Origin of the sequence: Flagellimonas marinaquae (genome assembly GCF_023716465.1) — a bacterium.
GTDB lineage: Bacteria > Bacteroidota > Bacteroidia > Flavobacteriales > Flavobacteriaceae > Flagellimonas > Flagellimonas alginolytica.
In genome coordinates this window covers 2,439,905-2,463,182 of sequence record NZ_CP092415.1, presented here as the reverse complement: position 1 = coordinate 2,463,182, position 23,278 = coordinate 2,439,905, and the positions used below count along the sequence as shown (strand labels likewise).

The window sequence follows — 23,278 nt, the reverse complement described above, 5'->3', positions numbered from 1 at the left end:
TATAGTATGATAGTTAAAACATGGCTCGGAATATGTTCTTTACTGTTACTGTCTCAAAACATAACAGCACAAAAAAGCGATCAAATCAACTGGATAACATTTGGCCAGTTAGAAGATTCGTTGGCCGTAAACCCTAAAAAAGTCTTCGTCGATTTCTATGCCGAATGGTGTGCCTATTGTAAAAAGATGGATAAAGTTGCTTTTCGGGACAAGGAGATAATCACCAAATTGAACAGTGAGTATTATGCCGTAAAAATGAATGCAGAGAGTACCGACACCATTACTTTTGCGGGAGAGACATTTATGAACAAGCAAGTTGGTTTGGAAAGAGCACCTATACATGAAATCCCAATTCTTCTTGCTTCAAGAACAAATTACCCTTTTTCGCTTCCCGCCATAATTATTTTTAATACTAAATTCGAAGTTACCCATCGTTATTTTGAGTATTTGTCGCCGCAAAAAATGAAGTATATCCTGCGCATTCACTGAATCACGTTTATAAACTATACTACAATAACCAGTCTATAGAACCCCCATTACCAACCTTGAAAAAAAAATGATCCCCCTAAAATTAGGGGGATCGTTACGATTGAAGTTTTGGGTCAATCGATAAACAAGAGGTCAAAACTTAACACCTTACGTATAAGGTTTTGGATTGTTGTTTAGCTAATTCATTTTAACCCTTGATTTTCTTCGCCATTTTTTTCTCCAAATTCAACGCATTCAGTTCGTCCAATAATTTTGCCAGTTCTTGACTCAGTTCTTCGTAAACTTGGTAGGCACCATTGGTAGGCTTTGATTCTGCGCTATCCACTATTAAACTAAGGCTGGCCAACTTGTTGTTCAATTTTATAGGATAGTTTAAAGGGTCCTGATTACTTTCATTTTTGACCTGATACAATTCACTTTCTATGGCATCCAATTTTTTTAATGTGGATTTTCTGATATCGTCCCCCATTTCCTTTTTGTATTTTCGGATGGCGATAACAGCTTCGTTGGCCTCGCTTAATTTGTTCCTTAAATTCATTAAAAGGTCAAATTGCTTTTTAAGATCGGCCGAACTCACGTTCTTCACCCTTGGATCCATTTTCACTTCAAATTCTTTGGTCTCACTTTTGCCATCTGCGGTTATCCTTACCTGATATTTTCCAGGAAGGGCCATTGGACCTCTTTTAGGGCGTGCAGACCACAGGATCATTTTATCGAAAACAGTGGCGCCTGGATAACGAAGGTCCCAGTTAAAGGTGTTCAGCCCCATGTGAGTAGTGGGCACATCCTTATCTTTTTTCTTCTTGCCTTCTTCTTCCTCGTTCTTATCCTTCTCTTCGGTTGCCATTTCCTCGGTAGGATCTTTGGGGGCAAACTTTCTGATTACATTTCCAGATCCATCCAAAATCTCGATGGTTACCTCATTGGCCTCTTTATCCAAATAGTACTGAAAAACAGCATCTTGCACTCGTCTTACTGAATAATACGGGGTGTACACATGCAGATCTTTCTGTAAAATATCTTCTTTGTACTCACGTATCGGGGATATATCATCCAAAATCCACATAGATCTACCATGGGTTGCAATAGCAATGTCCTTTTCGGTAACGACTAGATCGCGCACAGCTACATCGGGTAGGTTCAACTGGAACGATTTCCAATTTTCCCCCGCATCAAAAGACACATACATTCCGTGTTCGGTACCTGCATAAAGCAATCCGGGCACTTGTATATCTTCTCGAACGGCATGTACATAATGACCTTCTGCAATACCATTGATGATCTTGGTCCAAGTGGCACCGTAATCGGTAGTTTTGTAGATATATGGGGCACGGTCGTTCATTTGATACCTTTTTATGGCCACATAAGCTGTACCCGCATGATGCCTTGAAGCATCGATAATACTGATTCTTGAGTGTTTCGGCACATCGGGAGGTGTTATATTTTCCCAAGATTTACCATGGTTTCGGGTAATGTGCAACATTCCATCATCTGAGCCTGCCCAAATAGTATTCACATCATGGTACGAAGGTGCCAATGCATAAACAGTGGCATATAATTCGGGACCACTCATATCCAGGGTAACGACCCCTCCGCTTTCCCCCATGGTCTCCGGGTCGGCATAAGTTAAGTCTGGACTGATTTTTTCCCAGGATTGCCCACGATCGTTGGAGACCCATACGTGTTGGGAAGTTACGTAAAGTCTATCCGAATCCAGTGGGGAAAATACTATAGGATAGGTCCAATGTACACGCTCGGGCAAAGTTTCTGCCGGTTCACCCATAAAATAACGTGGATATGGCTCAATTCTCCTACTTTCTCCTGTTCTCCTATTATAGCGGGTAAGTACTCCGGAATAACTGCCGGCATAGAAAACATCCAGGTCTTCCGGGTCTTGGGTTATATATCCGCTCTCACCTCCACCAACGGCATAATGGGGCGTGGATTTTTTTAAAGTGTTTGTTCTTGCCGTTAAAAAGTTCCACCCTTCGCTCGGGACAGCAATGGTACTATTGTCTTGTTGGGCACCTGCCACAAAATATGGAAAATCGTTCGTCGCAGTAATATGGTAAAGTTGAGCGGTCGGAAAATTTTCATCTGTCCAGGTTTTACCGCCATTTACCGAAATAGTTCCTCCTCCATCGTTGGCCTGTGCCATACGCATTGGATTGTTAGGGTCTATCCATAGATCATGGTTGTCGCCATGTGGCACTTTAATCTCTGTATCGAACTTTTCTCCACCGTCGGTGGATTTCCAGAAATTTACGTTGAGAACATAAACAACATCCTTGTCCTTTGGATCTGCATAAATACGTGTATAGTAAAATGCCCGCTGACGCAATTTTCGTTCGTTGTTGGTCTGTTTCCAAGTTTTCCCCCCATCATCGGAACGAAAAACACCGCCGTTATTGGCTTCGATTATGGCCCAAACACGGTTGGAATCTACCGGGGATACAGTTACCCCTATTTTACCGATCGGAGCTTCTGGCATTCCTGGTAAATTGCTCAGCTCTTCCCAGCTTTCACCTCCATCGGTGGATTTAAACAGGGCAGATGCTCCACCACCTCCCCACATTTTCCACGGGGTTCTGTATACTTCCCAGATAGAAGCGTAAATCGTATTTGGATCGGAAGGATCCAAGATCAAATCGGCCGCACCTGCTTTTGGGCCCTTGTACAGGATTTTTTTCCAGGTGTCCCCTCCATCTGTGGTTTTAAACACACCTCTTTCTTCGTTTGGACCAAAAGGATGCCCCAAAACTGCTGCATATACAATATCGGGGTTGGTCGGGTGGATCCGTATCCTCGAAATGGTCTGCGAATCTTTTAAACCGGCATGTACCCAGGTTTTTCCCGCATCGGTGGATTTGTAAACACCATCACCCTGCATAATGTTGCCTCTAAACTCTGACTCTCCCGTACCAATGTATACGATATCCGGGTCACTATCGGCCACATCCACCGCGCCTACAGAGGACGAATTGATCTGTCCGTCGGTAACTGGGTCCCATGTGTTACCTCCATCGGTGGTTTTCCAAAGTCCTCCGCCGGTAGCACCAAAATAGTATTCGTTCTGTCGGTCCGCGTGACCTGCAATACCAATGGAACGTCCGCCACGGTATGGCCCTGCTACGCGATATTCCATGGATTTAAAAAGTGTAGTGTCCAAAGGTTTGTTCTGCGCCTGTACATCTGTACTCAAAAGTGAGATACAGAAGCCCAAACCACTTAGTGCAATATGTTTTATCTTTTTAAAGTGTTTCATAATTGTTGTTTTATTGGTTGGATAAATTAGCGATACGCTTCGTTTTGCTCGAGATTTGGATTTGCATCGAGTTCAAATCTTGGGATTGGAAAAACTGCCCTTCCGATTTCTGGAATGCTTACTGCCGGCCCATTGTTTCTGTTGATATTTTGAAGTACATCCATAATCTGTCCTGTTCGGGTCAAATCAAAGAAACGGTGTCCCTCGAAGGCAAACTCCAGTTTTCTTTCTTGCCAGATTAGCTCTAAAACTTCCTGTTTAGTTGCTGGGGTAACTGCAATGGCATCAATACCTGCTCTAGTTCTAACCTCGTTCAAATCGTCGATTGCCCCATCAAGGTCATCGGTCTGGGCCAAGGCCTCTGCCCTATTTAGATACATTTCGGAAATACGGATGATATGGATGTTATCCAGTCCGCCTGCTTTTTGATATTTGATTTGAAAATTGCCGTTGGACTCGGAAAATCCAAATAACTGTCCGCGAACATCCATTGGATCGGATGAAGCCTCCAAATAAAATTCCTGGTGCGAAGTTAAATCCCCACGGCCGCCATTGGGATTGTACCAGTTTCGGATGCCACTTTGATCGGTCGTGTTAAAATCGAGTTCAAAAACCGATTCCTGGTTGGATTTGGTGACAAATATGTCCAAAAAATTTGGGTTCAGTGTGTACTTAGGGTCAGCAATTACATCTGTTGAATAATCGATTACGTCTTCGTAGTATCCTAAATACAGATACAATCTAGAAATTAATGCCCGTGCCGCTCCTTTGGATGCCACTGTTTTGTCGTTGGTATCCGGCAACAGCTCTATAGCGTTCAACAAATCTTCTTCTACTGCCAAATAGGAATCCAGCAGTGCGGGCCTTTCTGGATAGGTGATCTCCTCGATAGATCCCGTTGCCTCTCTTATTACTGGCATACCCATGGTCCCTACCACCCCGGGAACACCTCCGTACACCCGGTTCAAGTCGAACAAGGCCAACGCTCTAATAAAGTATGCTGCGCCCAATTTTGCATCCTTGCTTTCGTCGGTGATATTATCCAATTCTGCAACTTTTTTGAGCACATTGTTGGCAATATTAATGGCAGAATTGGCTCTTTTATAAAAATTATCGTTCTCGGTATTCCCCGCGGCCGATACTTCGTAAGTGTCCATTTCACGATAAAAATCCCAAGTTCCAATACTTTGGGCTATATCGGACGATACATCTCCCATGATCAGGAAATTGTCACCGTAGTAGTCCGAGCTTTGCAATTCGTTGTACATACCGTTTACCGCAGCACGGGCACTGGTCTCATCAGTAACCACTGAAGCTTCCTCCACTTGATTTTCAGGTGTCCTCTCCAGTATATCATCGCATGCGGTGGTTATCAACAATCCGAGCACGGTGGTATATCTCAGGAAAGTCTTCACGTTTATATTTATGGTCTTATACATTGGTTTATTTTTTTTTAAGTTTTTCACTCCTATTTCTTTGTTCTTCAATTAAAAACTTAGGTTGATACCTGCCATGATCGTCATTGGGGAAGGAGTGGTAAAAAACTCAACTCCTTGGGTCAATGATGTATCTGCAGTTGCAGTCACTTCCGGATCTAATCCCGAATAATTTGTAATGGTCACAATATTCTGACCTGAAACATATACTCTTGCCGTTGACATTTTTAAAGATTCCGTGATCGAAGATGGCAAAGTATAACCCAATGATATGTTTTTTAATCTTAAATAGGAACCGTCTTCCACAAATCGAGATGGTCTAAGATCCGATGCATAATTGGCCGCAGACATTCTTGGTACATCCGTAATATCGCCCGGCTGTTGCCATCTGGCCAATTGCGAAGTCGTGTAGTTGGTACCCCTACTACCGCCATGTTCCATAAAAAAGCGTGTAAAGTTCAATTGCTCGTTTCCGTAGGAGAATTGCCAGAAAAAGCTAAGATCTATTCCCTTGTACTTCAAAGTATTGGTAAGTCCGCCAAAAAAGTCCGGGTTGGCATCCCCAACAATATATCGGTCGGAGCTGGTAGAAAACTCCCCATCCCCATCATAATCTTCAAAAATGGCATCACCTGTCTGTGGATCTACGCCCAATTGTTTGTGCATGTAGTAGGAATACATCGGTGCACCTTCTTCATATCGGAACAAATCCCTGTTGTACACATTGAAAGGAGCTGCCAGATCTAAAATCTTATTTCTATTCCCGGAAATATTTCCATTGATGTACCAAGTCAAATCATTATCCGTTGGGAATACTTCCACACCCAGACCTATTTCCACACCTTGGTTTTGGATCGCTCCCGAATTTTGGATCACCGACTCAAATCCGGATGTAGTTGGCACAGGTACTTCCAACAATAGATCTTCGGTCTTTTTATAATAATAGCCGGCCGTAAAGTTGACTCTGTTATCGAACATGGTCATATCCATACTGATATCCGTCTGCTTTGTAGTTTCCCACTTGAGCGAAGGATTTTCCAATTGTAGAGGACGTACGCCTGGCTCAGAGGTGTATGCAGCTCCTTCCCAAAGACCGACCGAATTAAAATCGGTAATTCCACTTTGGTTACCCGTGATACCGTAGCCCACCATAAACTTTAGGTTGTTCAAAAACTTTACGTCCTGTAAAAATTTTTCTTTGGATATGACCCATCCCAAACCTACCGCCGGGAAAATTCCCCAACGATTGTCCTTTCCAAATCGAGATGAGGCATCGCCCCTTAAGTTTAATGTGACCAAATATTTTTGATCAAAATTATAATTGACCCTCGAAAATATGGAGGCCAATCCATAGCTCGTGCTTCCTGAACTGGCATCTAAAATAGCTGCTGAGCTTATTTGTCTAAAATCGTTGGTAGGAAAACCGGTCCCACTCGAAAAACCATATCTTCTGATCGACTTTTGAACGGAATTACCCACCAAAATATTAAATGCATTTTTTTCCAAATTAAACTGATAACTCAAAACATTTTCCTGAATCCAGTTATAATCATCTAGGGTATATAAATCTGCACTTCCCTGTACGGCACTACCCGCATTTGTATTGGTATTAAGGTATTCCGTTTCCCTATTATTGGTATAATCCGCACTAAATGAAGATTTTAACCTCAACCCGGGCAAAAAGGTATATTCGGCAAAAACGGTACCTAGAAATCTTCCTGTTTCCATTTGGATATCCACATCGTTGATCGTTGCCAAAGGGTGGTCAATGGTAGGGATCCGATTATAGTTGCCATCTGCATCCAACACCTCCATATTTGAAGGGTAAAAGTGCGAACCGGCAAAGGCTCCGGCAATATTGTCGCTATTGGGCACTATATCCCGATTGGAACGGGAGTATAGCATACTTGTTCCCATATTTAGTTTGGAATTTACCCTAAAATCCATGTTCACCCTTCCTGAGAAACGCTCAAAACCAGAGTTTTTGATCAATCCCTCTTGCGAATAGTTGTTGGCCGAAACAAAGTATCTTGCTTTTTCTCCTCCTCCTTTCACGGAAAGATCTATGTTTCGAATGGGAGCTCCATCGTTCACCACCAAATCGTTCCAATTGGTATTAACGGCGTTGGCCGGATCGGCATAGGGCTCTGGACGGCCATTGTTACGGGCACTCTCATTCATAAGAGTTTCGAACTGTTGGCCTGTTACCAATGATGGTTTCTTTACATAACTCTGTACACCTCCATAAACTCCAATACTGACCACGGCCTTGTCCCGCGTACCTTTTTTAGTAGTAATGAGTACCACTCCGTTTGCCGCCCTGGAACCATAAATTGCAGTAGCAGAAGCATCTTTTAAGATATCTATGGATTCAATATCGGCAGGGTTTATATCTGCAATTGGGCTAACCGTTGCTCCACCGACATCGTTTTGGGAAAGGTTTCCACTTTGGATTGGAATTCCGTCCACTACATAGAGTGGATCACTGGACCCACTTATGGAAGAGGAACCACGGACCCTAACAAAAACACCTCCTCCTGGATCGCCCGAGTTGGTGGAAACAAATACTCCGGGAGCACGCCCTTGCAAAAGTTGATCTGAGCTAGCTACCGGTAGGTTTTCAATTTCCTCTGCCTTAACCGACGAAACATTACTGGTCAAAGTTTCACGGTTCTGCTCACCATAGGCAACTACCACTACTTCGCTCAACTGCTCCGAATCTTCCACCATGGTTATAGTAAGGTTGCTTTGGTCGTTTACCGGCACTTCCAACGGTTTAAATCCTAAATAGGTTACTGCCAAAACTGCCCCCGGAGCAACGGTCAATGAAAACTTACCATCAAAATCGGTTTGTGTTCCGTTTGAGGTACCTTTTTCCACCACATTTGCTCCCGGCAACGGCATTCCATTATTATCGGAAACAACCCCACTGATTTGGTTTTGTTCGCTCTCAATGTCCTCTTTGGGCATCGCTTTTTTAGCCGTAGGCGGATCCGCAGCTATATTTACAATTATCTGACGACCTTGAATGGCATAGGACAATTTTGTGTTTTTAAATACGGTGTTCAATACATCCGTAATGTCACCATTCTCTATCTTTAAGGTTACTTTTTGATCTAAAGAAATAATACCACTTTCATACAAAAAACGGTAGGTAGTCAACGATTCTATCTTTTTGAATACTTGTTCCACCGTCACATTTTTCATGTGCAGATTTAGTGGGACTTCGGATGACCGATCGTTTGCCTGAAGCTGAAAAAGACTCAGCGCCAAGAAAAAGGTTAACAGATTAAGCTTGGACCTTTTGACCGTTGATTGGTCTGGCCTAATAATCCTAGTTGGGGTTTTTTCCATGTTATTTGAGTTTGAAGTTAGTTATTAGTAAAGCCAATTGGTTTTTTGGCCCAACACTGGTTGGACTAATTGGCCTGGTTTCTTATGGTTGTATAGGAATTCGTATTTGCTTCGGGAACTATCAGGTGTTTTTTATTCTATTTGTATGGTTTTGCCATCTATTTGGTAATTGTAGCCCAGTATATTCTTCATTGATCGAAGCACATCATCTATGGTTTCAATCTCCACACTGAATCTGGCGTTCAACACTTTATTATTTAAATCGGTGTTTTTGTTTTCGATACTTACATTGTACCTGCGCTCGAGCATGGTGAGTATTTCATTAAAAGGAGTGTCCCTAAAAACCAGTTCACCTCCTATCCAACTTGTATAAAGGTCTACATCCACTTCGGACATGCGAGAAGAAAGTGTTGTTTTGTTCCAAGACCCCTTGGTGCCGGGGGTCAGTATCATATCCCCTTCATCGGTTTCCGAGTTTCTCATGGCCACCTGCCCTTCAACAAGTACTGTTTGTATTTCTGGGTTCTCTGGATACGAACTCACATTAAACTGTGTACCCAATACTTCCACGGTTACTTTATCGGAATGCACCAAAAACGGATGGGCCTTATCCGAGGTTACATCAAAATAGGCCTCTCCTTTTATAAATACCTCTCTATTTTTTCCTTTGATAAAATTTATTGGATATGTAATGGTCGTTCCTGAATTAAGATGAACCAAGGTACCGTCGGACAACTCAAGTTCGAACACTTGTCCATATGGAATCTTTAATTCGTTGTATTCCAATTTTTTGATACTGGACTGTGATACGTACTTGATCCTGTTCCCTTTTTGTTCGGCGATGAGCTCCCCGGTTGAAGAGCGGATCTGGCCATTGCCGTCCTCATCAATAATCCGAACATCGTGATCGGCTCCTTTTAAGGTCACCACTTCCCCATTGACCGGCTGCTCGGGCAGTTCTGGAGATTTAACTATTTTAAAGATAATTGTTGCCCCTAACAGCACAATGGCCACTGCGGCATACTTTAGAACATTTTTCCACAAGGGCACTACCCGTGTTTGTACTCCATTTTTCTTTTGCAGTCTTTTTTGGAATCGTGTCCATTCTTCATCGATGTTGAGCGAATGTGTTTCCTCCAAATAACTTTCCACCAATCCCTCCGCATGTAATTTCTGTACCAACTCCTTTTCTTCGGGAGTCAAGTCTTTCAGCAATTCCTGATCAATAACATCCGAGGATTTAATCCGGTGCAATAATTGTCTTAGTCTTGATTTTTCCACAACTGTGTTTTTCTAATTATAAGTAGGGACAGTGTTACAATAGGGTGACAGTTGCTTGTTAAATTTTAACTTTTTTCTAAAAAAACATGGTTGTAAGACAATTTTTTTACACATTTAATGAGCAATTACTATTTTTATGAAGGTTTTTCTAATCTCAAAATACCTGTAACCCCAATAGTGAAAGAAAAATTGAATAGTGACAACGTGGATATAGAACTTCAATTCAAAGAAAATTATGAGTTGTTGCTGATAACATCCTACACTATTCTTAAGGATAAAAATATTGCCTGCGACATTGTTCAAGATTTTTTTGAATACTACATCAACAAAAATGAATCCATTGCGCTAAAAGTATCTTTCCAAGCGTATGCAGTGCGTGCTGTAAAAAACATGAGCTATACTTTTTTACGAAAAACCAGTCAAGAAAGAGCTCTACTTCAAAATCTTCCAAAAGAAACAGAAGTAATCGACCATCCGGCCATGGAAGTTGACCCACGGGAACTTAATCTTTCTAGGCTAATGGAATCTTTGCCTCCAAAAAGAAAAAAGATCTTTGAAGCTTCGGTGATCAATGGCCATAGCTATGCTGAGATCGCAGAGGCCAATGGCATATCTGTAAACACGGTAAAAACCCAGATAAAGCGAGCCTATGCCTTTATGCGAGCCACCGTAAAGACTTTCCTTTTTTGAACAAAATTGGCCTACTGTTAGTTAGGCCCTTTATAAATTAGGTCTTGCAAATCAATTTCCCCAATTTTCTGGGTAAGCTCTGCATTAGAGTACAGCTCCATTGCCGGCTCTAAGAAATGATAGCTGTAACGAGCTCCATAAACGAAAGGGTTGTCCGTTTGAAAATCTTTAAAAACCGACCTTACTTTCATGGTAAGCTGTAGGAGTACGCTTTTATCATTGATCAGGGCCTCGGCCTTTTCCGGGGCTATCTTAAAGAGGACATACCCATTTATATACTCCACTTGGCTCGTTTTATTGGCAATCTCTTGCCCATACGGTGTCTGGGGCAAAAATTCAGAAAAATAATCCAAAGAAGACACCTTGATCGATTTGCTTCTTAAAGGTAATTGAATCCAGAATCCACCTTTGTCAAAATCATATTGCCCGTGAAACTTTATATCATGCACCAACTGAAAATCTTCGGTCCCGTTCGAAAAAAAGGCTTCGCTCCATTTTAAAATGGTGTCCAAATACTTGTCCACAAACGAAACATACCTTTCGTTCTCGGTAAAATCATCGGCCTGGTGACCGCCCCATTTACGAACAAACGGACTTTTTCCGTCGCCGCTCCAATCGTTCATAAAATATTCCCTTTTTAAGGCATCGGTACCCATATCAAAAGCAAACTCTTTTAATACTTTTTGCGCCAGACTGGATTTCGCCTCTTGTTCTATGATCTTTCCTTTGGTCTGTTGGGTAAGGGCCGTTTTATCCATCGCCTTAAAATGCTCTTTTAACATATGGATACGTACCAAATGGGCAAAACCCGTATAGCCCAAGCCCGTGAGGTTTCTTTTGTCCGCCGCCTCCTTTGAAAGATCTACCTGTTTGGGGTTGTCCCGCTTCATGTAAAAATCCACCGCCCCAAATCGGGGAAGTCCCTTGTGTTTTTGAATCACTATATCCTTAAAGGCAGGATCCGGAGATTTGTACACCAAATAATCCGATTCGTTATACGTGGTTTTTGATTGCTCTACGGCCTTGGGGGATGCCGATTTATCTTGATCGTTTTTGACCGTTACAGGACCTTTAGCGTCTCCAGCTGTCTTTGTGCCACTCTTATTTTCGGTAAAAACAACATCTATCCCATTGTTTGCCTTTTTGAGCAATTTTTCTTCTGCTTGTTGTTTCAGCTTTTTAAAAAATTGGGCATTGGTCTTGGGCGATATGGTAAACACTAGCCCCGCCATGATCAACATATATACCCGATTGTTGCCCATTTTGATTATTGTTTAAGGTTTGCACTATTTATATCCACCTCGCCCATTTTATCGGTAAGTGCCACATCTTTGTAAAATTCAATGATCGGACTCTCCAGTTCGTATTCCCAATTTACAGAGGTCATATTATAGGGTTTGGGGTTTACCCGAACCTTGAACACCACAAAAACCGGTGACCTTGGAATTAATTTGTAGTTCTTGGCCTTTTGGGCATCTATGGGCAAGAATATTTTTTTGCGTTGGTGCCTTATTGCTTTCTCGTTCTCGGTGTAGGGTATAAAATTGGAATGATGTAGTATGAAATCCCCTCCTATGGAAAATAGATTCCCTATCCAATAGCCTTTTTCTTTAAAATCATATTTTTCGGCCACCAGACCCTTTGCCACATAATACGCAACGTCGCTGCCATCGGCATAGAAGGTCTTACTCCAATCTTTTAGAGTGTCGAAATAATTCTTCACAAAACCGGTATAACTGCGGTTCTGGGCAAACTCGTTGTTACCCATGCCCCCCCAATAGGAAACGTTGATCCGCTCTCCTGACGGATTATAGAAATTACAGGGCGATGCTGCTGCGGAATCACAAAAATAGTCTTTCAATTTATCGTCGGATAGCGTTTCCCCTGCCAGGATCCTTACCTGATTCTGGGCAAATTCCGAATTCCTTTTACTCAGGTCTCCTGTTGAGTTTTGATTTTTTGTAAGCTTTACACGGTCCATATCTTTGAACGTTTCCTCTAAAAACCGCATCTCCAAAATAGCCTTATAGGCCTTATTGGTAATCAGTTTGTGTGTATTTCTCTTGAAATGTAGCGCTCCATATCTTGGCAAACCCTTGTGGGATTGAATAACTATATCTCGAAAATCTTTGGATGGGGCCGAGAACCGCAATACTTCCTGATCTTGATTCTGGCCAGTATTTTTTACATTGACCGGCTTTGCCTGGTCAGCAGGATTGTTGGACCCAACCTTGGGTGGAGATTTTACAACAGGGCCGGTTGAAGCAGTATTGTTTTCCCCGTTTAAAAATTTATCCGTTTTGGAGTTTGCCGTTTCTACAACCTTATCCTCTATGCTTTTTTTTAATTTCTTAAAAAATTGGGCATTCGCAGAAATAGGCTTCAAAAAGACCATTGCCCCGAACAAGATCAATAGAATCGTTTGTGTGTTTTTGGTTCTCATCATTTGTTATCTGATTTTGGTCACCATCGTATTAATATCAATTTCGTCAACCTTATTGGTCAAGCTGTCATCCGAATAGATTTCAATTATCGGGGAGTTCAATGTAAATGTGGTTTTTAGCTGGTCTGCCCTATAACTTTCTAGTCCGTTCAACTTTCCGGTCACATTGAACACCAAATGTATCTGCTGTACTTTTTCCGAAAAGGTTTCGGCTTTCTCAGGCGACATTTTTAATAATATGGAGGCACCGTTGGGGTGCATTAATTTTCTTTCTGCTGAATTGCCAGGCTGCAATCCATACCACTTTAACAAAAATCCTTGATTGTAAAATTGATGTGTTATCAACCAAAACCCTCCGGCTTTAAAATCATATTTCCCCAGATGGGTCCTGGTCACATAGTAACCATTAAGTGTATTGTCTGGGAGCAACGTACTTCCCCATTTTACGATCACGGGTAAATCGTTCTTGGCAAAAGAGGTGTAGGCCCTTAGTTGCTGAAACTCGGTGGCTCCCCTCCCACCCCATGGCCTTATGTTCCTTGGCTCGTTGTAATATCCTTCTTGCGGAAATCTCGATGTACAATCCGAATCTTCTTTTTGATTACAGAAATAGCTCATTGCGTGTTCATTGGTGCTGAGCGCATTAGCAAGAAGCAAAGTATGTTGCTGGGCGGTATGGGACATTTTATCTTTTTCGAACATCGTATTGGTTCGCTCTGTAAAATAATCCGTGTCCATAGCCGCAAACATCTCTTCTTTAAACCTAATCTTTAAAAGTTCCGCAAAAGCATGTCTACTGGCATTGTTGTGACTGAATCGCTTGTCGATATCCACATACGTTGCATCACTCGGCTTTACGTAACTGCCATCCGATTTTAAATAATACTCATCTTGCACCCCAAAACGCAATTTGTCGTTATGCGTCTGTAGCGACAGATCTATAAAATTGGGTGAAGGGGCTTTGTAGACCTTCTCTTTTCCTTGCCCACAAACTGAAAACAGCCCTGAAAATGCGATGAATATAAATAGTATTTGTTTCATAAATCAATGAGTTAGATCGGCAAGGGACAATGTTTTTAAGTGTTGTGTCAGTGCCTCGTCGGTATAAATTTCCAAATCGGCGTTTTCGTGCGAATATGTAAATTCTAAGGGTTCAGAAGCAGCCACCATAGGTTTGTTCGCCCATTTTACCTTTATTTTTTTCACGGCATACAAACGTCTTGTCCCTTCTTTCTGAAATTGCTCTGCCATTTGTTCATCTATCTGAAGTAAAAATTTGATGGCCATCCTCTTATCAACCGCGTTTCGGAGCGCTAACTCGAAAGGTTTCACGGGTTCGAACTCCACCTTGTTCAAGAGGCCCTGCTTCATCGGAAAAATGTTATTTAGCTTTAGAAGGTGATATACGGTATATCCTTTTTTATCAAAATCATAAGTACCGCCAATATTCAGTATAGATACATGGTAAACAACCAACTCATCGTTCTTCATAACAGTTTTGCTCCAATCCAAAAGTGGGTCTAAACAGTTATCGACAAAAGACGTATAGTTGCGAAGAATTTCAAATTCATTTTTGCCCTGTCCGGCATTCTTACACTCTTCTGCCAAGCATAGATCTGGAGCCACCCGACGCCGTAAAAACCGTTGTAGAAAGGCCGAATTCGCATCTTTTTCGGACATATTAGAGGTCATTGTGGTCAACCGCTCCCGATCCAGGTCTTTCATAAACGGTTGTAGATACTTTAGACCGACCAATAAGGCAAAATTGCTCTTGCCCGAAGAAACGGTCTTACTTTTCTGCATGCCATTAGGGTCGCCGGCACCACGAACCGGTCTGCCTCCCCGTATTCCCTGTCTTTGTCCGGTAGCCTGTCCCCGATACATGTTCAAAGCCCCGAAACGCAGCAAGCCCTTATGTGTTTGCAATGTTATGGAAACAAATTTGTCAGAAGGCGCTTGGAGCACGACCAGTTCTTTATCACTTGTAAATTGTGCTCTGCCGACCAGAATTCCCAAAAAACAGAAAACGATGTATAAAATTGATCTTGCCATAATTTTATCCTTCATATTTTAATCCCAAGTAATGGTTCCGTCCAAGGTCAAAATCACATTGGTATCGGTATTGATTACCGTTGTTTCCTCTAAAGTAATGGTTTTCGCCTCAAAATCAACCTCATACCCGTCACCACAAGCAATAAAAAAGTTTTGATAGGGAGAAGTGCAGGCATGCCTATATTCTTCACCATCTTTTACTATGGTCATGGATATACTTTTGTCTATATTTGGTGAACCTCCAGTGGAGAAATCTGCAGCTACGATTACAAACCCGTTTTGGTCATTTTCATAGACGAGCTCGTTATCAACAACCGCTATGTTTTCCGACATCAGGATTACCGATTTATTGGTACCCGACAACGCAACATTGCCAACTTCCAAATTACCGACCGTCAAGCTTGTTCCCAGTACCTGCGTTTCATTTCCTGACAAACGTATGGTCCCTTGTGCTGTGGTCAGTGTGTCCTCATTATCGTCTTCGTTGTTGTTATCGCAACTAAAAAGCAAAAAAAACATGGCAGATAACAAGCAGTACATAGTTTTAAATTTCATATAGTTGATGGTTTATGTATATAGCAATCTCTAAACTATATTTTTAAAACGAAGTACACCACCTTGATTTATTCTACGTGCCCATTTAATACCGTACCGTACCCGATGGGTAGATATCCGCAATACCCACTTTATGGTTATTTTTTTGGACAAAAGGATTAAATTTGGAAGCAACCAACCTCTCAACATGCGCCCAACCATACCAAATAGTCTTTGTTTTTGTTTGCTTTTTCTTCTTGTTTTTAATGTCCGGTCACAAGAAAAAACCCTAGACTCCTTAAAGGTCGAGTTGCGGAACCACACCCTACAAGACACCGTTAGAGCAAGCCTATTGATCCGTACCGTTTCTGAAATGACGTATTCTGACCCGAATGAGGCCTTTCCTTTAATTGATGAATCGATTTCGATTTCTAGAAATGAAAAATGGACGAAGGGCGAAGCCTTGGGATTACGGCAAAAAGGCAACCTCTATTACGTATTGGGAGACAACCTAAATGCTTTGGACGCTTATCAAAAAGCAGTGCTTCTGAGCAAGAAAATATCGGACAAACCCCTTGAGTCCAGCTTATTGAGCAACATAGGCAATATACATGCAGATCTAAAAGAGTATGATCGCGCTCTGGAAAATTATCGTGCTTACCTTAATACTGCCCGGGAATTGGGCAGTCGACCTGATGAAATTAAGGCACTTTCCAACATAGCCATTGTGTACAACGACTCCGAAAACTTTGAAGAAGGAATTTCGTATTTGGAAAAAGCATTGGAACTGGCCAAACTAGAGAACAATGATCTATTTGTGGCCGCCATTACCAACAACCTGGCGTTGGCCCAAAAAAAAGCAGGTGCCCACGAAAAGGCCTTGGTAAACTACCAAAAGGCCGCAGACTTGGCCCAACAAATCGGCAACAAATACATCGAAGCCTCTGCACTGAACAGTATTGGAGAAATCAACGCGCTACTGCAAAATTTTTCAGTTGCCGAGACCAATGCCGATCGCGCCCTTTCCATTTCCAAGGAAATCGGGGCCGTGGAGTGGCAAGCAGATTCGTGGAAAGTCCTTAGCAGTGCTTTTGAAAACAAAGGCAAATTGGCCGAGGCACTTTATGCTTACAAGGAATATATTACACTAAGGGACAGCGTGTTGAGCGAAGAAAAAAAATCGGAACTGACCCGAAAGGAAATGCAGTTCAAAATGGAGCGTCAACAGGCCATAGCCCAAGAAGAAATAAAAAGAGAACGTTTGGTGAAGAATGGTTATTTGATCGGCACATTGGTGCTCTTGATCATAAGCGCCTTGGGATATGTTTTTTACAAACGTAGGCGAGATGCCTTGGAAAAAAAGAAAATAGCCGAGTTTAATGCCAAAGTGGCCGAGACGGAGCTAAAGGCCCTGCGCTCTCAGATGAATCCCCATTTTATATTCAACTCGCTAAATTCGATAAGCGATTTTATTGCACGAAAAGACATCAAACAAGCGGATGATTATCTGGTAAAATTTTCCAAGCTGACCAGATCTATCCTTGAAAACTCGGAAAAAAAATGGATTCCTTTGGAGGAAGATCTAGAACTGATGGAACTTTACATACAGTTGGAAGCTTTGCGTTTGGAAGAGAAACTCACCTATACCATCACCATTGACGAGTCCATTGAAACCGACAATACTTTGATACCACCTTTTATTTTACAACCATTTATAGAGAATAGTATTTGGCATGGCATCGCTCCAAAAAACGGGCTTGGGCAAATAGACCTTTCCATTAAAAAAGCTGAAGACATGCTTGTTTGTTCCGTGGACGATAATGGTGTAGGACGATTAAAAAATCATGGCCAAACGCACAAGAACAACTCATTTGGGTTAAAAATTACAAAGAATAGAATAGATATTATCAACCATTTAAAAAATACCAAAGGATCACTTAAATTGTTTGATAAAAACGAAGGGGTCCGTGTAGAGATCAGACTTCCGTATGAAGCCCAATTTTAATTCCTTATGCTAAAAGCAATAATAGTAGACGATGAACAACATTGCATAAACCGACTGGACGGTTTACTCCAAGAGTATGGAAACGATGTAAATGTTTTGGCACGATGCCATTCCATTAAGGAGGCAAAATCAGAAATAGAACGTGAATCCCCCGATATTTTATTTTTGGATGTTCAATTGGGGAACAACACCGGATTCGACCTACTTTCACAATTGTCCCAAATCGATTTTGAAGTAATCTTCACCACATCTTATGACAACTATGCATTAAAGGCTTTTAAATTTTCGGCATTGGATTATCTCTTAAAACCTATCGACAAAACAGATTTTATCCAATCGCTTCAAAAACTACGACAACAAAACAACTTAAAGGAAACATCAAAAAAGATTGATGTCCTTTTCCATAACTTTAAAGATACCAACGATTCCTCAAAACGGATAGCAATCCCAACCATTGAGGGTTTTACTATGGTGGACACCGGTAACATTGTACGATTGCAGTCCGATGCCAACTACACGCATATTTACACCGCTACCCAAAAAAAGATTACGGCATCCAAGACCATTAAATTTTTTGAGGAGCTTTTGGAAGGACAAAATTTTTTCCGGGTACACAAATCCCATTTGGTACATCTTAAATTCATAGAATCCTACAATAAAGGGAAGGGCGGATACTTAACCCTGTCCGACGGCAATAAAATTGAGGTCGCCGTACGAAGAAAAGAAGCTTTGCTCAAACGGTTAATGTAATTTCAAATCCGATGGTTCTCCCGATTAAGTATCAAATAACGAATCACAAGATCAGTTAAGGCCCATCAACAAAAAAGCCCCCAGAAAATTCCAGAGGCCTTAAAAATAAGATCACAGTTTGATCAATGGGCATAAAACTCCATCGCTTCTTTGGTAATACCATGCCATTTTTTGGCAAGTTGAAGTTCCCCGTTCAGTTGTAAATATTCGTCTGCATTATAAAGCTCAAAACTGATCGGTGCAGCACTTTTGTCCTTGGAGTAAAAAACAAGTTCTATTCTTTCCAAAATTTCCTCGGTTTTCTTGTTCACCCTAACACGTTGCTTTGCCTCATTCACCTCGCATTTAAGTAGTGTATTTACAGGCACTGTCTTTTCCACAATCTTATCTTTGGTTTCCTTATAAAACAAAATATAGTTTTTGGCGCTGGATATGCCTAACGCCATTTTACGTCCATAATCCACGTTGGCAACGTCGGACCCGAGTGATGCAGCTATATTCTTTAATTTATCCAGAAGTTCTTTTTGTTTTCTCTTTTTTCCTTTTGCCATGAGTACAAATGGCATAGCGGAAAGGGCTATAACTACAACCCCAATACTAATTGTTCCTAATTCCATTTTTTGATTTTTTAAATAAAATAATGTAACCCAGCACGTATGTGAGGGCTTAAATAGATGTGTATGACACAATCCATGTCACGGAAAAATCAAAAAGATTTCAAAAAAAGAAATGGAAAGGATAAAGTAAATTGGCCTTGTTCTTATTAATGAGGCCATTTGGTGATTTTATTGGAAGCGCATCTAGATGAGAAACCATCGGATGCAATAGACCATGTAAACCTGCGACAATGTGACTATCTGTACCTAAATGTTGATTGTTCTCCGAAGCACTGTTAATATAATCGGAATAAACAGCGGGCAATGTGTGCTGGAAGCCATCGGACGTATCCTCCAATTGGTACCATTGTTGACTTAGTGCCTTTGGAGATCCATGGACCGAATGGAGTGATGAATACCCCAATGCCATCGCCCAAGCATACACTGCCAACAATGCAACAAAAACATATGATTTTCGCCCTTTTACCAATTTTAAATACATTGATTCAATCAGCAAAAGTATAATAATTTGTTATGCCAACATTATTTTACAATGAAAGAAAAACAAATACTTCTAAATCAGAATTCAATAGGTAAGCGTGTTGTACCCTTTGGCCTGCAACTGCAAGATTCGGACGGACCATGTGGGGACCGGAACAAGACCTTCGATAATCTGCTCTTTGGTAACATTTTGTTTTTTCATGGCAACACTGCAAAGGCTTACGCGCACCTTTGACCTATATTTTTGAAAAAAGACCTCCAATTCCGATCCCTTTACCAATTTTGCCACAATTTTACCTTTTACCACAATTTCGTAGTCGGTTATTTCCACCCCATTTTCCACCAAAAAATCGTACATGCTCAAAGCTCCTTTAAAATGTCGCTCGTCACTTACGCCGATAGCGAACTGGGTCGTATTTTTTAAATCGTTTACCGTTTCGGCATCCAATTGGGACTGCCCGATCGCTTTTTGATTGGATAAACTAAAAAAAGCAATAAAGAGAATCAGTGTAAGGAATATTTTTTTCATGATCTTTTTGGTTTTAGTTGGATGGCTACGAGGGCAAATCAGTTCGCCCATCAATACAATTGCTCTTAGATCTCTTTGGATAAGACAAGACCAATTTAACAAAAAACAATGGCTTGCTTAAATTAATATACCCGAATTCACATTTTTAGCGATTTGATTCGGAAATTAAAGGCAATTATCCGTAAAGTTCAATAAGTCCTAAATTGAAATATTGATAAAGATCAAAAAAAACTAAGTTAGAACCAACCGCATCTGCCTTATGGGAATTTTTAAACCAAATTTTTCAAACAGGCATTAAGCCTTAGAAAGAATTAGACACCTTTTTCTTATTTTTTCCTAAGAACCGTACCATTTTTTTGTCCTATATATTTTCCTTCATCAATGGCAATCTTCCCGTTGATGATACTATATTTTAACCCTTCGGCCAATTTAAAAGCATCTTCATAAGTAGCTTTATCCATAAAAGTAGCGGGGTCGAAAATAATGATATCTGCAAAATACCCCTCCAACAACTTACCCCGATTAGGGATCCGAAGAATATCTGCGGTTACTGCACTGCTTCGGTTAATGAAGGCTGCTGTAGTTAATACACTATCCTGCTTAACATAGGTATTATATTTTCTTGGAAACGAACCATACTTTCTCGGGTGTCCCGAACCGCCATCCGAACCAGTTACCACCCATGGCTCATCCATAAAATTTGCAATGTCATACCTGGTCATATTAAAGGAGGCGATCTTTGCATAACCGTCCTCCAAGATTTTAAAGACGGTTTCTTCTGGAGGCATATTATGAATCTCGGATATTTCCTCAAGATTTTTACCTTCATACAGTTTGTTGGGCGACTGAACGATCAATAAGGTTTTTGGCCCTCCCCTTCTTGCGATATTAATTTTGGTTTCTTCCAATATCTTAGTTCTTTGCCCAGTGGTATTAATACGAACAACCAACGAATCCCTACCCCCACTTTCTGCCCAGCGTGGTACTACTGCAGCTTGAAGTCCAGTAGCCGATGCGTTATATGGATATTGATTTGCGGTTACCTGAATTCCCTTTTTTTGTGCAGCTTCAATAATGGTAATAATGGAATCACTTTGTTTCCATACATCTACTCCCAAACATTTAATGTGCGAAATATGTACGGGCAAACCCGCTTTTTCTCCGATTTCTATGGTTTCTTTTATTGCGGGGATCAATCCTATGGAGTATGTGCTTTCGTCTCTCAAATGTGTATCATAAACACCTTTTGTTTCGGCAACGACTTCTGCCAATGCTATTATTTCATCGGTATCGGAATAACTTCCCGGGGCATAGAACAATCCGGTGGACATACCAAAGGCCCCTGCATCCATTTCTGCTCGGATTACCTTTTGCATTTTTGTTATTTCTTGCTGTGTTGCCTTACGGTCGCTGGATCCTACTACCATTTTCCTTACCGTGCCATGCCCTACAAACACTGCTACATTGGTACCGACCCCATGCTCTTCGCATTTGGCAGCATATTTTACGAATGGATATGGGCTACTACCATCGTTGCCCACTACTACCGTTGTTACGCCTTGAAAAAGAAACGGTTTATTGTCCGACAAATTTTCGTTTACCAAATCGTTGGTTGCATGTGTATGAGGATCAATAAAGCCCGGTGATACTGTCAATCCTGCGGCATTAATTATTTTTGAAGCGTTTATTTGAACTTTGCCCGCACTGCCAACATAAACGATTTTATCTTCTTTAACGGCTATATCCACTATACTCGGAACGGTATCCATCCCATTGTACACGGTTCCGTTTTTAATTAGTATATCGGCTTTAATTGCAGGGTGGGTACAGGCTGCAACAAATAGCAATGTGAGCACTGCACCGACACAAAACACCTTATATTTAATCTTTACACCCAATTGATCAGAGTTTCATTAGTTGCCTCATCATCCATAAATATAGGTGAAACCTAACAAAGTCATAGTTTCAATTGTCATTGAACCTATCATTTTAAAACACTTTGCCCAATGCATTACTGATTTTAATCCACCCAGACTCATCTTGCCGAAGTTTTGAGCGCTCTTGCTCTATATGCACAAATCTACCTGTTGTTCCTGTTGCCGGCACACTGCAAGGAGATGCCGAACCGTTTATATATCTGCCTTGGGTATTATCGAACGCTGCATATCGTGTCCAATTTAGATCGATGTGCGGAATTTTAAAGGTCAAGGTATTATCTTCTTCAAGAAGGGCATCCCTAAGCATAACCACATAATCTTTTGCTGGTGTTTTATTGGTTCCATTACTTAAAATAACGTAAGGGTCGGTCGGCTCCTTACCAAATCCATGAAGTTGAACAAAAACACTGGAAGGAAGTGCATTAAACAGATTTTCGGTTGTGACCTGAAATGTAGTATTGGTATTGTGTGGAACATCCGATATCCTATATGCCCCAAAATATGAGCTACAAGATTTGGTTGTGCCATCGCATGTAGAGGAACCTTCTTGATCACATCGGTGGGCCCCGCTTAAAAACAATGCCCTAGCTACGTTCCTTCTAAAGGCGAATGCTGCCTGGTATCCAGTTTTTTGATCGTGCAATACGTGAGGAGCAGCCAAAACCAAGTCTTTTCGTTTTGGGGTCTTGCTAAAAACATAAGTCCCCCAGTAGTTCTGTCTTTCTTGATATTCCTTTATAATATAGTAAACTTGATTCGGAGAGGAATAAATATCCGTAAACTCCACTATCTGATAATTTAGATACACGGCTTCATCAACAGCTTTGGTGATGTCTTCATCCAAAATAGCATCTATAATGGAGTCCCATTGATCCAATTCGTTGTCCGTGGGGACTTTGTATTTCTTGGCCGATATACCCGGCACAATATCCAGCAAATCCCTTAAGTAATCCTCCAAGTTACCGGAGGCAAACTGCAGTTCCGCCACAAGGGGGTCGGATGTATGCACATTGATAGGGTCGCTGAGTTTAGATGAGTTTCCTGCTTCATCGGTAGCCAGTACTTGAAAAGTATAATCGGTTCCTGGTACCAGATCATCCAAATAATAAGATGGCTTGCCCGACCCCACTAAAAATTCACCGTTTTGATACAAGGAGTAATTCTTTACGTTTACATTATCTTCTGCGGGGTTCCAATACAAAAATAATGTCCGTTGTGTAATATTTTCGGCCTTTAAACCTACTGGTATGGTAGGGGGGTCCAGATCTACAGCTGTTTCAGTATTTTCTTTATCCTCGGATGAGCAAGAGATAGCTCCCAACAATAGCCATAAAAAACTGATGATTGTTTGCGAACAACTTCTTCTTTTTATTATTAAATCCATAACTTTTAATTTAAGTCTCCAATTAATGAGGT

At 41.2% G+C, this 23,278-nt stretch carries 18 protein-coding genes; 4 read left to right on the top strand and 14 right to left on the bottom strand.

Going from position 1 to position 23,278, the window contains the following annotated elements:
• Positions 1 to 6 precede the first annotated feature (6 nt).
• Positions 7 to 489 carry a thioredoxin family protein gene (locus MJO53_RS11015; protein ID WP_252079109.1) on the top strand — a complete coding sequence of 161 codons (483 nt, stop codon included), beginning with the start codon at positions 7 to 9 and terminating at the stop codon, positions 487 to 489.
• 187 nt (positions 490 to 676) lie between these two features.
• Here the strand turns inward: MJO53_RS11015 and MJO53_RS11010 are convergent, their stop codons facing one another.
• The 4 genes from MJO53_RS11010 to MJO53_RS10995 all read right to left on the bottom strand — a co-directional run bounded on the left by MJO53_RS11010 (position 677) and on the right by MJO53_RS10995 (position 9,825).
• On the bottom strand, positions 677 to 3,754 hold the full coding sequence (locus tag MJO53_RS11010) for a WD40/YVTN/BNR-like repeat-containing protein (protein WP_252079108.1): 3,078 nt from the start codon (positions 3,752 to 3,754) through the stop codon (positions 677 to 679).
• A gap of 26 nt (positions 3,755 to 3,780) precedes the next feature.
• The gene (locus MJO53_RS11005; protein WP_224835273.1) at positions 3,781 to 5,193 is read right to left on the bottom strand and encodes a RagB/SusD family nutrient uptake outer membrane protein; all 1,413 of its coding nucleotides are present in this window, start codon (positions 5,191 to 5,193) and stop codon (positions 3,781 to 3,783) included.
• 48 nt (positions 5,194 to 5,241) lie between these two features.
• Positions 5,242 to 8,397: a TonB-dependent receptor gene (locus MJO53_RS11000; RefSeq protein ID WP_252079107.1), complete on the bottom strand. Its 3,156-nt coding sequence runs from the start codon at positions 8,395 to 8,397 to the stop codon at positions 5,242 to 5,244.
• Positions 8,398 to 8,676: 279 nt separating this feature from the next.
• On the bottom strand, positions 8,677 to 9,825 hold the full coding sequence (locus MJO53_RS10995) for a FecR family protein (protein WP_252079106.1): 1,149 nt from the start codon (positions 9,823 to 9,825) through the stop codon (positions 8,677 to 8,679).
• A gap of 117 nt (positions 9,826 to 9,942) precedes the next feature.
• Here MJO53_RS10995 and MJO53_RS10990 point away from each other — a divergent pair, with 117 nt between their 5' ends.
• Entirely contained in the window at positions 9,943 to 10,515 is a 573-nt protein-coding gene (locus tag MJO53_RS10990; protein ID WP_224835276.1) for a sigma-70 family RNA polymerase sigma factor, read from the top strand.
• A gap of 17 nt (positions 10,516 to 10,532) precedes the next feature.
• Here MJO53_RS10990 and MJO53_RS10985 read toward each other — a convergent pair whose 3' ends face one another.
• From MJO53_RS10985 to MJO53_RS10965, 5 genes are read right to left on the bottom strand one after another with little or no spacing between them, the layout of a single operon-like run.
• Positions 10,533 to 11,777: a hypothetical protein gene (locus MJO53_RS10985; RefSeq protein WP_252079105.1), complete on the bottom strand. Its 1,245-nt coding sequence runs from the start codon at positions 11,775 to 11,777 to the stop codon at positions 10,533 to 10,535.
• A gap of 5 nt (positions 11,778 to 11,782) precedes the next feature.
• Entirely contained in the window at positions 11,783 to 12,961 is a 1,179-nt protein-coding gene (locus MJO53_RS10980) for a hypothetical protein (RefSeq protein ID WP_252079104.1), read from the bottom strand.
• 3 nt (positions 12,962 to 12,964) lie between these two features.
• Positions 12,965 to 13,999 carry a hypothetical protein gene (locus tag MJO53_RS10975; protein ID WP_252079103.1) on the bottom strand — a complete coding sequence of 345 codons (1,035 nt, stop codon included), beginning with the start codon at positions 13,997 to 13,999 and terminating at the stop codon, positions 12,965 to 12,967.
• A gap of 3 nt (positions 14,000 to 14,002) precedes the next feature.
• Positions 14,003 to 15,025, bottom strand: a complete 1,023-nt coding sequence (locus MJO53_RS10970; RefSeq protein WP_252079102.1) for a hypothetical protein — start codon at positions 15,023 to 15,025, stop codon at positions 14,003 to 14,005.
• Between the two features lie 3 nt (positions 15,026 to 15,028).
• Complete coding sequence (locus MJO53_RS10965) at positions 15,029 to 15,565, bottom strand: hypothetical protein (RefSeq protein ID WP_224835281.1); 537 nt, start codon at positions 15,563 to 15,565, stop codon at positions 15,029 to 15,031.
• A gap of 187 nt (positions 15,566 to 15,752) precedes the next feature.
• On the opposite strand from MJO53_RS10965, the gene MJO53_RS10960 reads away from it, so the two are divergent.
• Together MJO53_RS10960 and MJO53_RS10955 are read left to right on the top strand one after the other, a co-directional pair.
• Positions 15,753 to 17,549, top strand: a complete 1,797-nt coding sequence (locus MJO53_RS10960) for a tetratricopeptide repeat-containing sensor histidine kinase (RefSeq protein ID WP_252079101.1) — start codon at positions 15,753 to 15,755, stop codon at positions 17,547 to 17,549.
• 6 nt (positions 17,550 to 17,555) lie between these two features.
• Complete coding sequence (locus MJO53_RS10955; RefSeq protein ID WP_224835283.1) at positions 17,556 to 18,299, top strand: LytR/AlgR family response regulator transcription factor; 744 nt, start codon at positions 17,556 to 17,558, stop codon at positions 18,297 to 18,299.
• Between the two features lie 122 nt (positions 18,300 to 18,421).
• Here MJO53_RS10955 and MJO53_RS10950 read toward each other — a convergent pair whose 3' ends face one another.
• The 5 genes from MJO53_RS10950 to MJO53_RS10930 form a co-directional block, all read right to left on the bottom strand.
• Complete coding sequence (locus MJO53_RS10950; protein ID WP_224835284.1) at positions 18,422 to 18,916, bottom strand: hypothetical protein; 495 nt, start codon at positions 18,914 to 18,916, stop codon at positions 18,422 to 18,424.
• A gap of 100 nt (positions 18,917 to 19,016) precedes the next feature.
• On the bottom strand, positions 19,017 to 19,412 hold the full coding sequence (locus MJO53_RS10945) for a hypothetical protein (protein WP_252079100.1): 396 nt from the start codon (positions 19,410 to 19,412) through the stop codon (positions 19,017 to 19,019).
• Positions 19,413 to 19,481: 69 nt separating this feature from the next.
• Positions 19,482 to 19,925: a hypothetical protein gene (locus MJO53_RS10940; RefSeq protein WP_224835286.1), complete on the bottom strand. Its 444-nt coding sequence runs from the start codon at positions 19,923 to 19,925 to the stop codon at positions 19,482 to 19,484.
• 326 nt (positions 19,926 to 20,251) lie between these two features.
• Entirely contained in the window at positions 20,252 to 21,823 is a 1,572-nt protein-coding gene (locus MJO53_RS10935; RefSeq protein ID WP_252079099.1) for an N-acyl-D-amino-acid deacylase family protein, read from the bottom strand.
• Positions 21,824 to 21,914: 91 nt separating this feature from the next.
• Positions 21,915 to 23,246, bottom strand: a complete 1,332-nt coding sequence (locus MJO53_RS10930; protein ID WP_252079098.1) for a fibronectin type III domain-containing protein — start codon at positions 23,244 to 23,246, stop codon at positions 21,915 to 21,917.
• Between the last annotated feature and the right edge of the window lie 32 nt (positions 23,247 to 23,278).

Bases quoted from the DNA above. Each gene is read 5' to 3' on its own strand.
- MJO53_RS11000 (WP_252079107.1), bottom strand. From the start codon at position 8,397: ATGAAAAATGTGACGGTGGAACAAGTATTCAAAAAGATAGAATCGTTG.
- MJO53_RS10985 (WP_252079105.1), bottom strand. From the start codon at position 11,777: ATGGGCAACAATCGGGTATATATGTTGATCATGGCGGGGCTAGTGTTT.
- MJO53_RS10950 (WP_224835284.1), bottom strand. From the start codon at position 18,916: ATGGAATTAGGAACAATTAGTATTGGGGTTGTAGTTATAGCCCTTTCC.
- MJO53_RS10965 (WP_224835281.1), bottom strand. From the start codon at position 15,565: ATGAAATTTAAAACTATGTACTGCTTGTTATCTGCCATGTTTTTTTTG.
- MJO53_RS11015 (WP_252079109.1), top strand. From the start codon at position 7: ATGATAGTTAAAACATGGCTCGGAATATGTTCTTTACTGTTACTGTCT.
- MJO53_RS10975 (WP_252079103.1), bottom strand. From the start codon at position 13,999: ATGAAACAAATACTATTTATATTCATCGCATTTTCAGGGCTGTTTTCA.
- MJO53_RS10980 (WP_252079104.1), bottom strand. From the start codon at position 12,961: ATGATGAGAACCAAAAACACACAAACGATTCTATTGATCTTGTTCGGG.
- MJO53_RS10970 (WP_252079102.1), bottom strand. From the start codon at position 15,025: ATGAAGGATAAAATTATGGCAAGATCAATTTTATACATCGTTTTCTGT.
- MJO53_RS10930 (WP_252079098.1), bottom strand. From the start codon at position 23,246: ATGGATTTAATAATAAAAAGAAGAAGTTGTTCGCAAACAATCATCAGT.
- MJO53_RS11005 (WP_224835273.1), bottom strand. From the start codon at position 5,193: ATGTATAAGACCATAAATATAAACGTGAAGACTTTCCTGAGATATACC.
- MJO53_RS10960 (WP_252079101.1), top strand. From the start codon at position 15,753: ATGCGCCCAACCATACCAAATAGTCTTTGTTTTTGTTTGCTTTTTCTT.
- MJO53_RS10955 (WP_224835283.1), top strand. From the start codon at position 17,556: ATGCTAAAAGCAATAATAGTAGACGATGAACAACATTGCATAAACCGA.
- MJO53_RS10940 (WP_224835286.1), bottom strand. From the start codon at position 19,925: ATGAAAAAAATATTCCTTACACTGATTCTCTTTATTGCTTTTTTTAGT.
- MJO53_RS11010 (WP_252079108.1), bottom strand. From the start codon at position 3,754: ATGAAACACTTTAAAAAGATAAAACATATTGCACTAAGTGGTTTGGGC.
- MJO53_RS10990 (WP_224835276.1), top strand. From the start codon at position 9,943: ATGAGCAATTACTATTTTTATGAAGGTTTTTCTAATCTCAAAATACCT.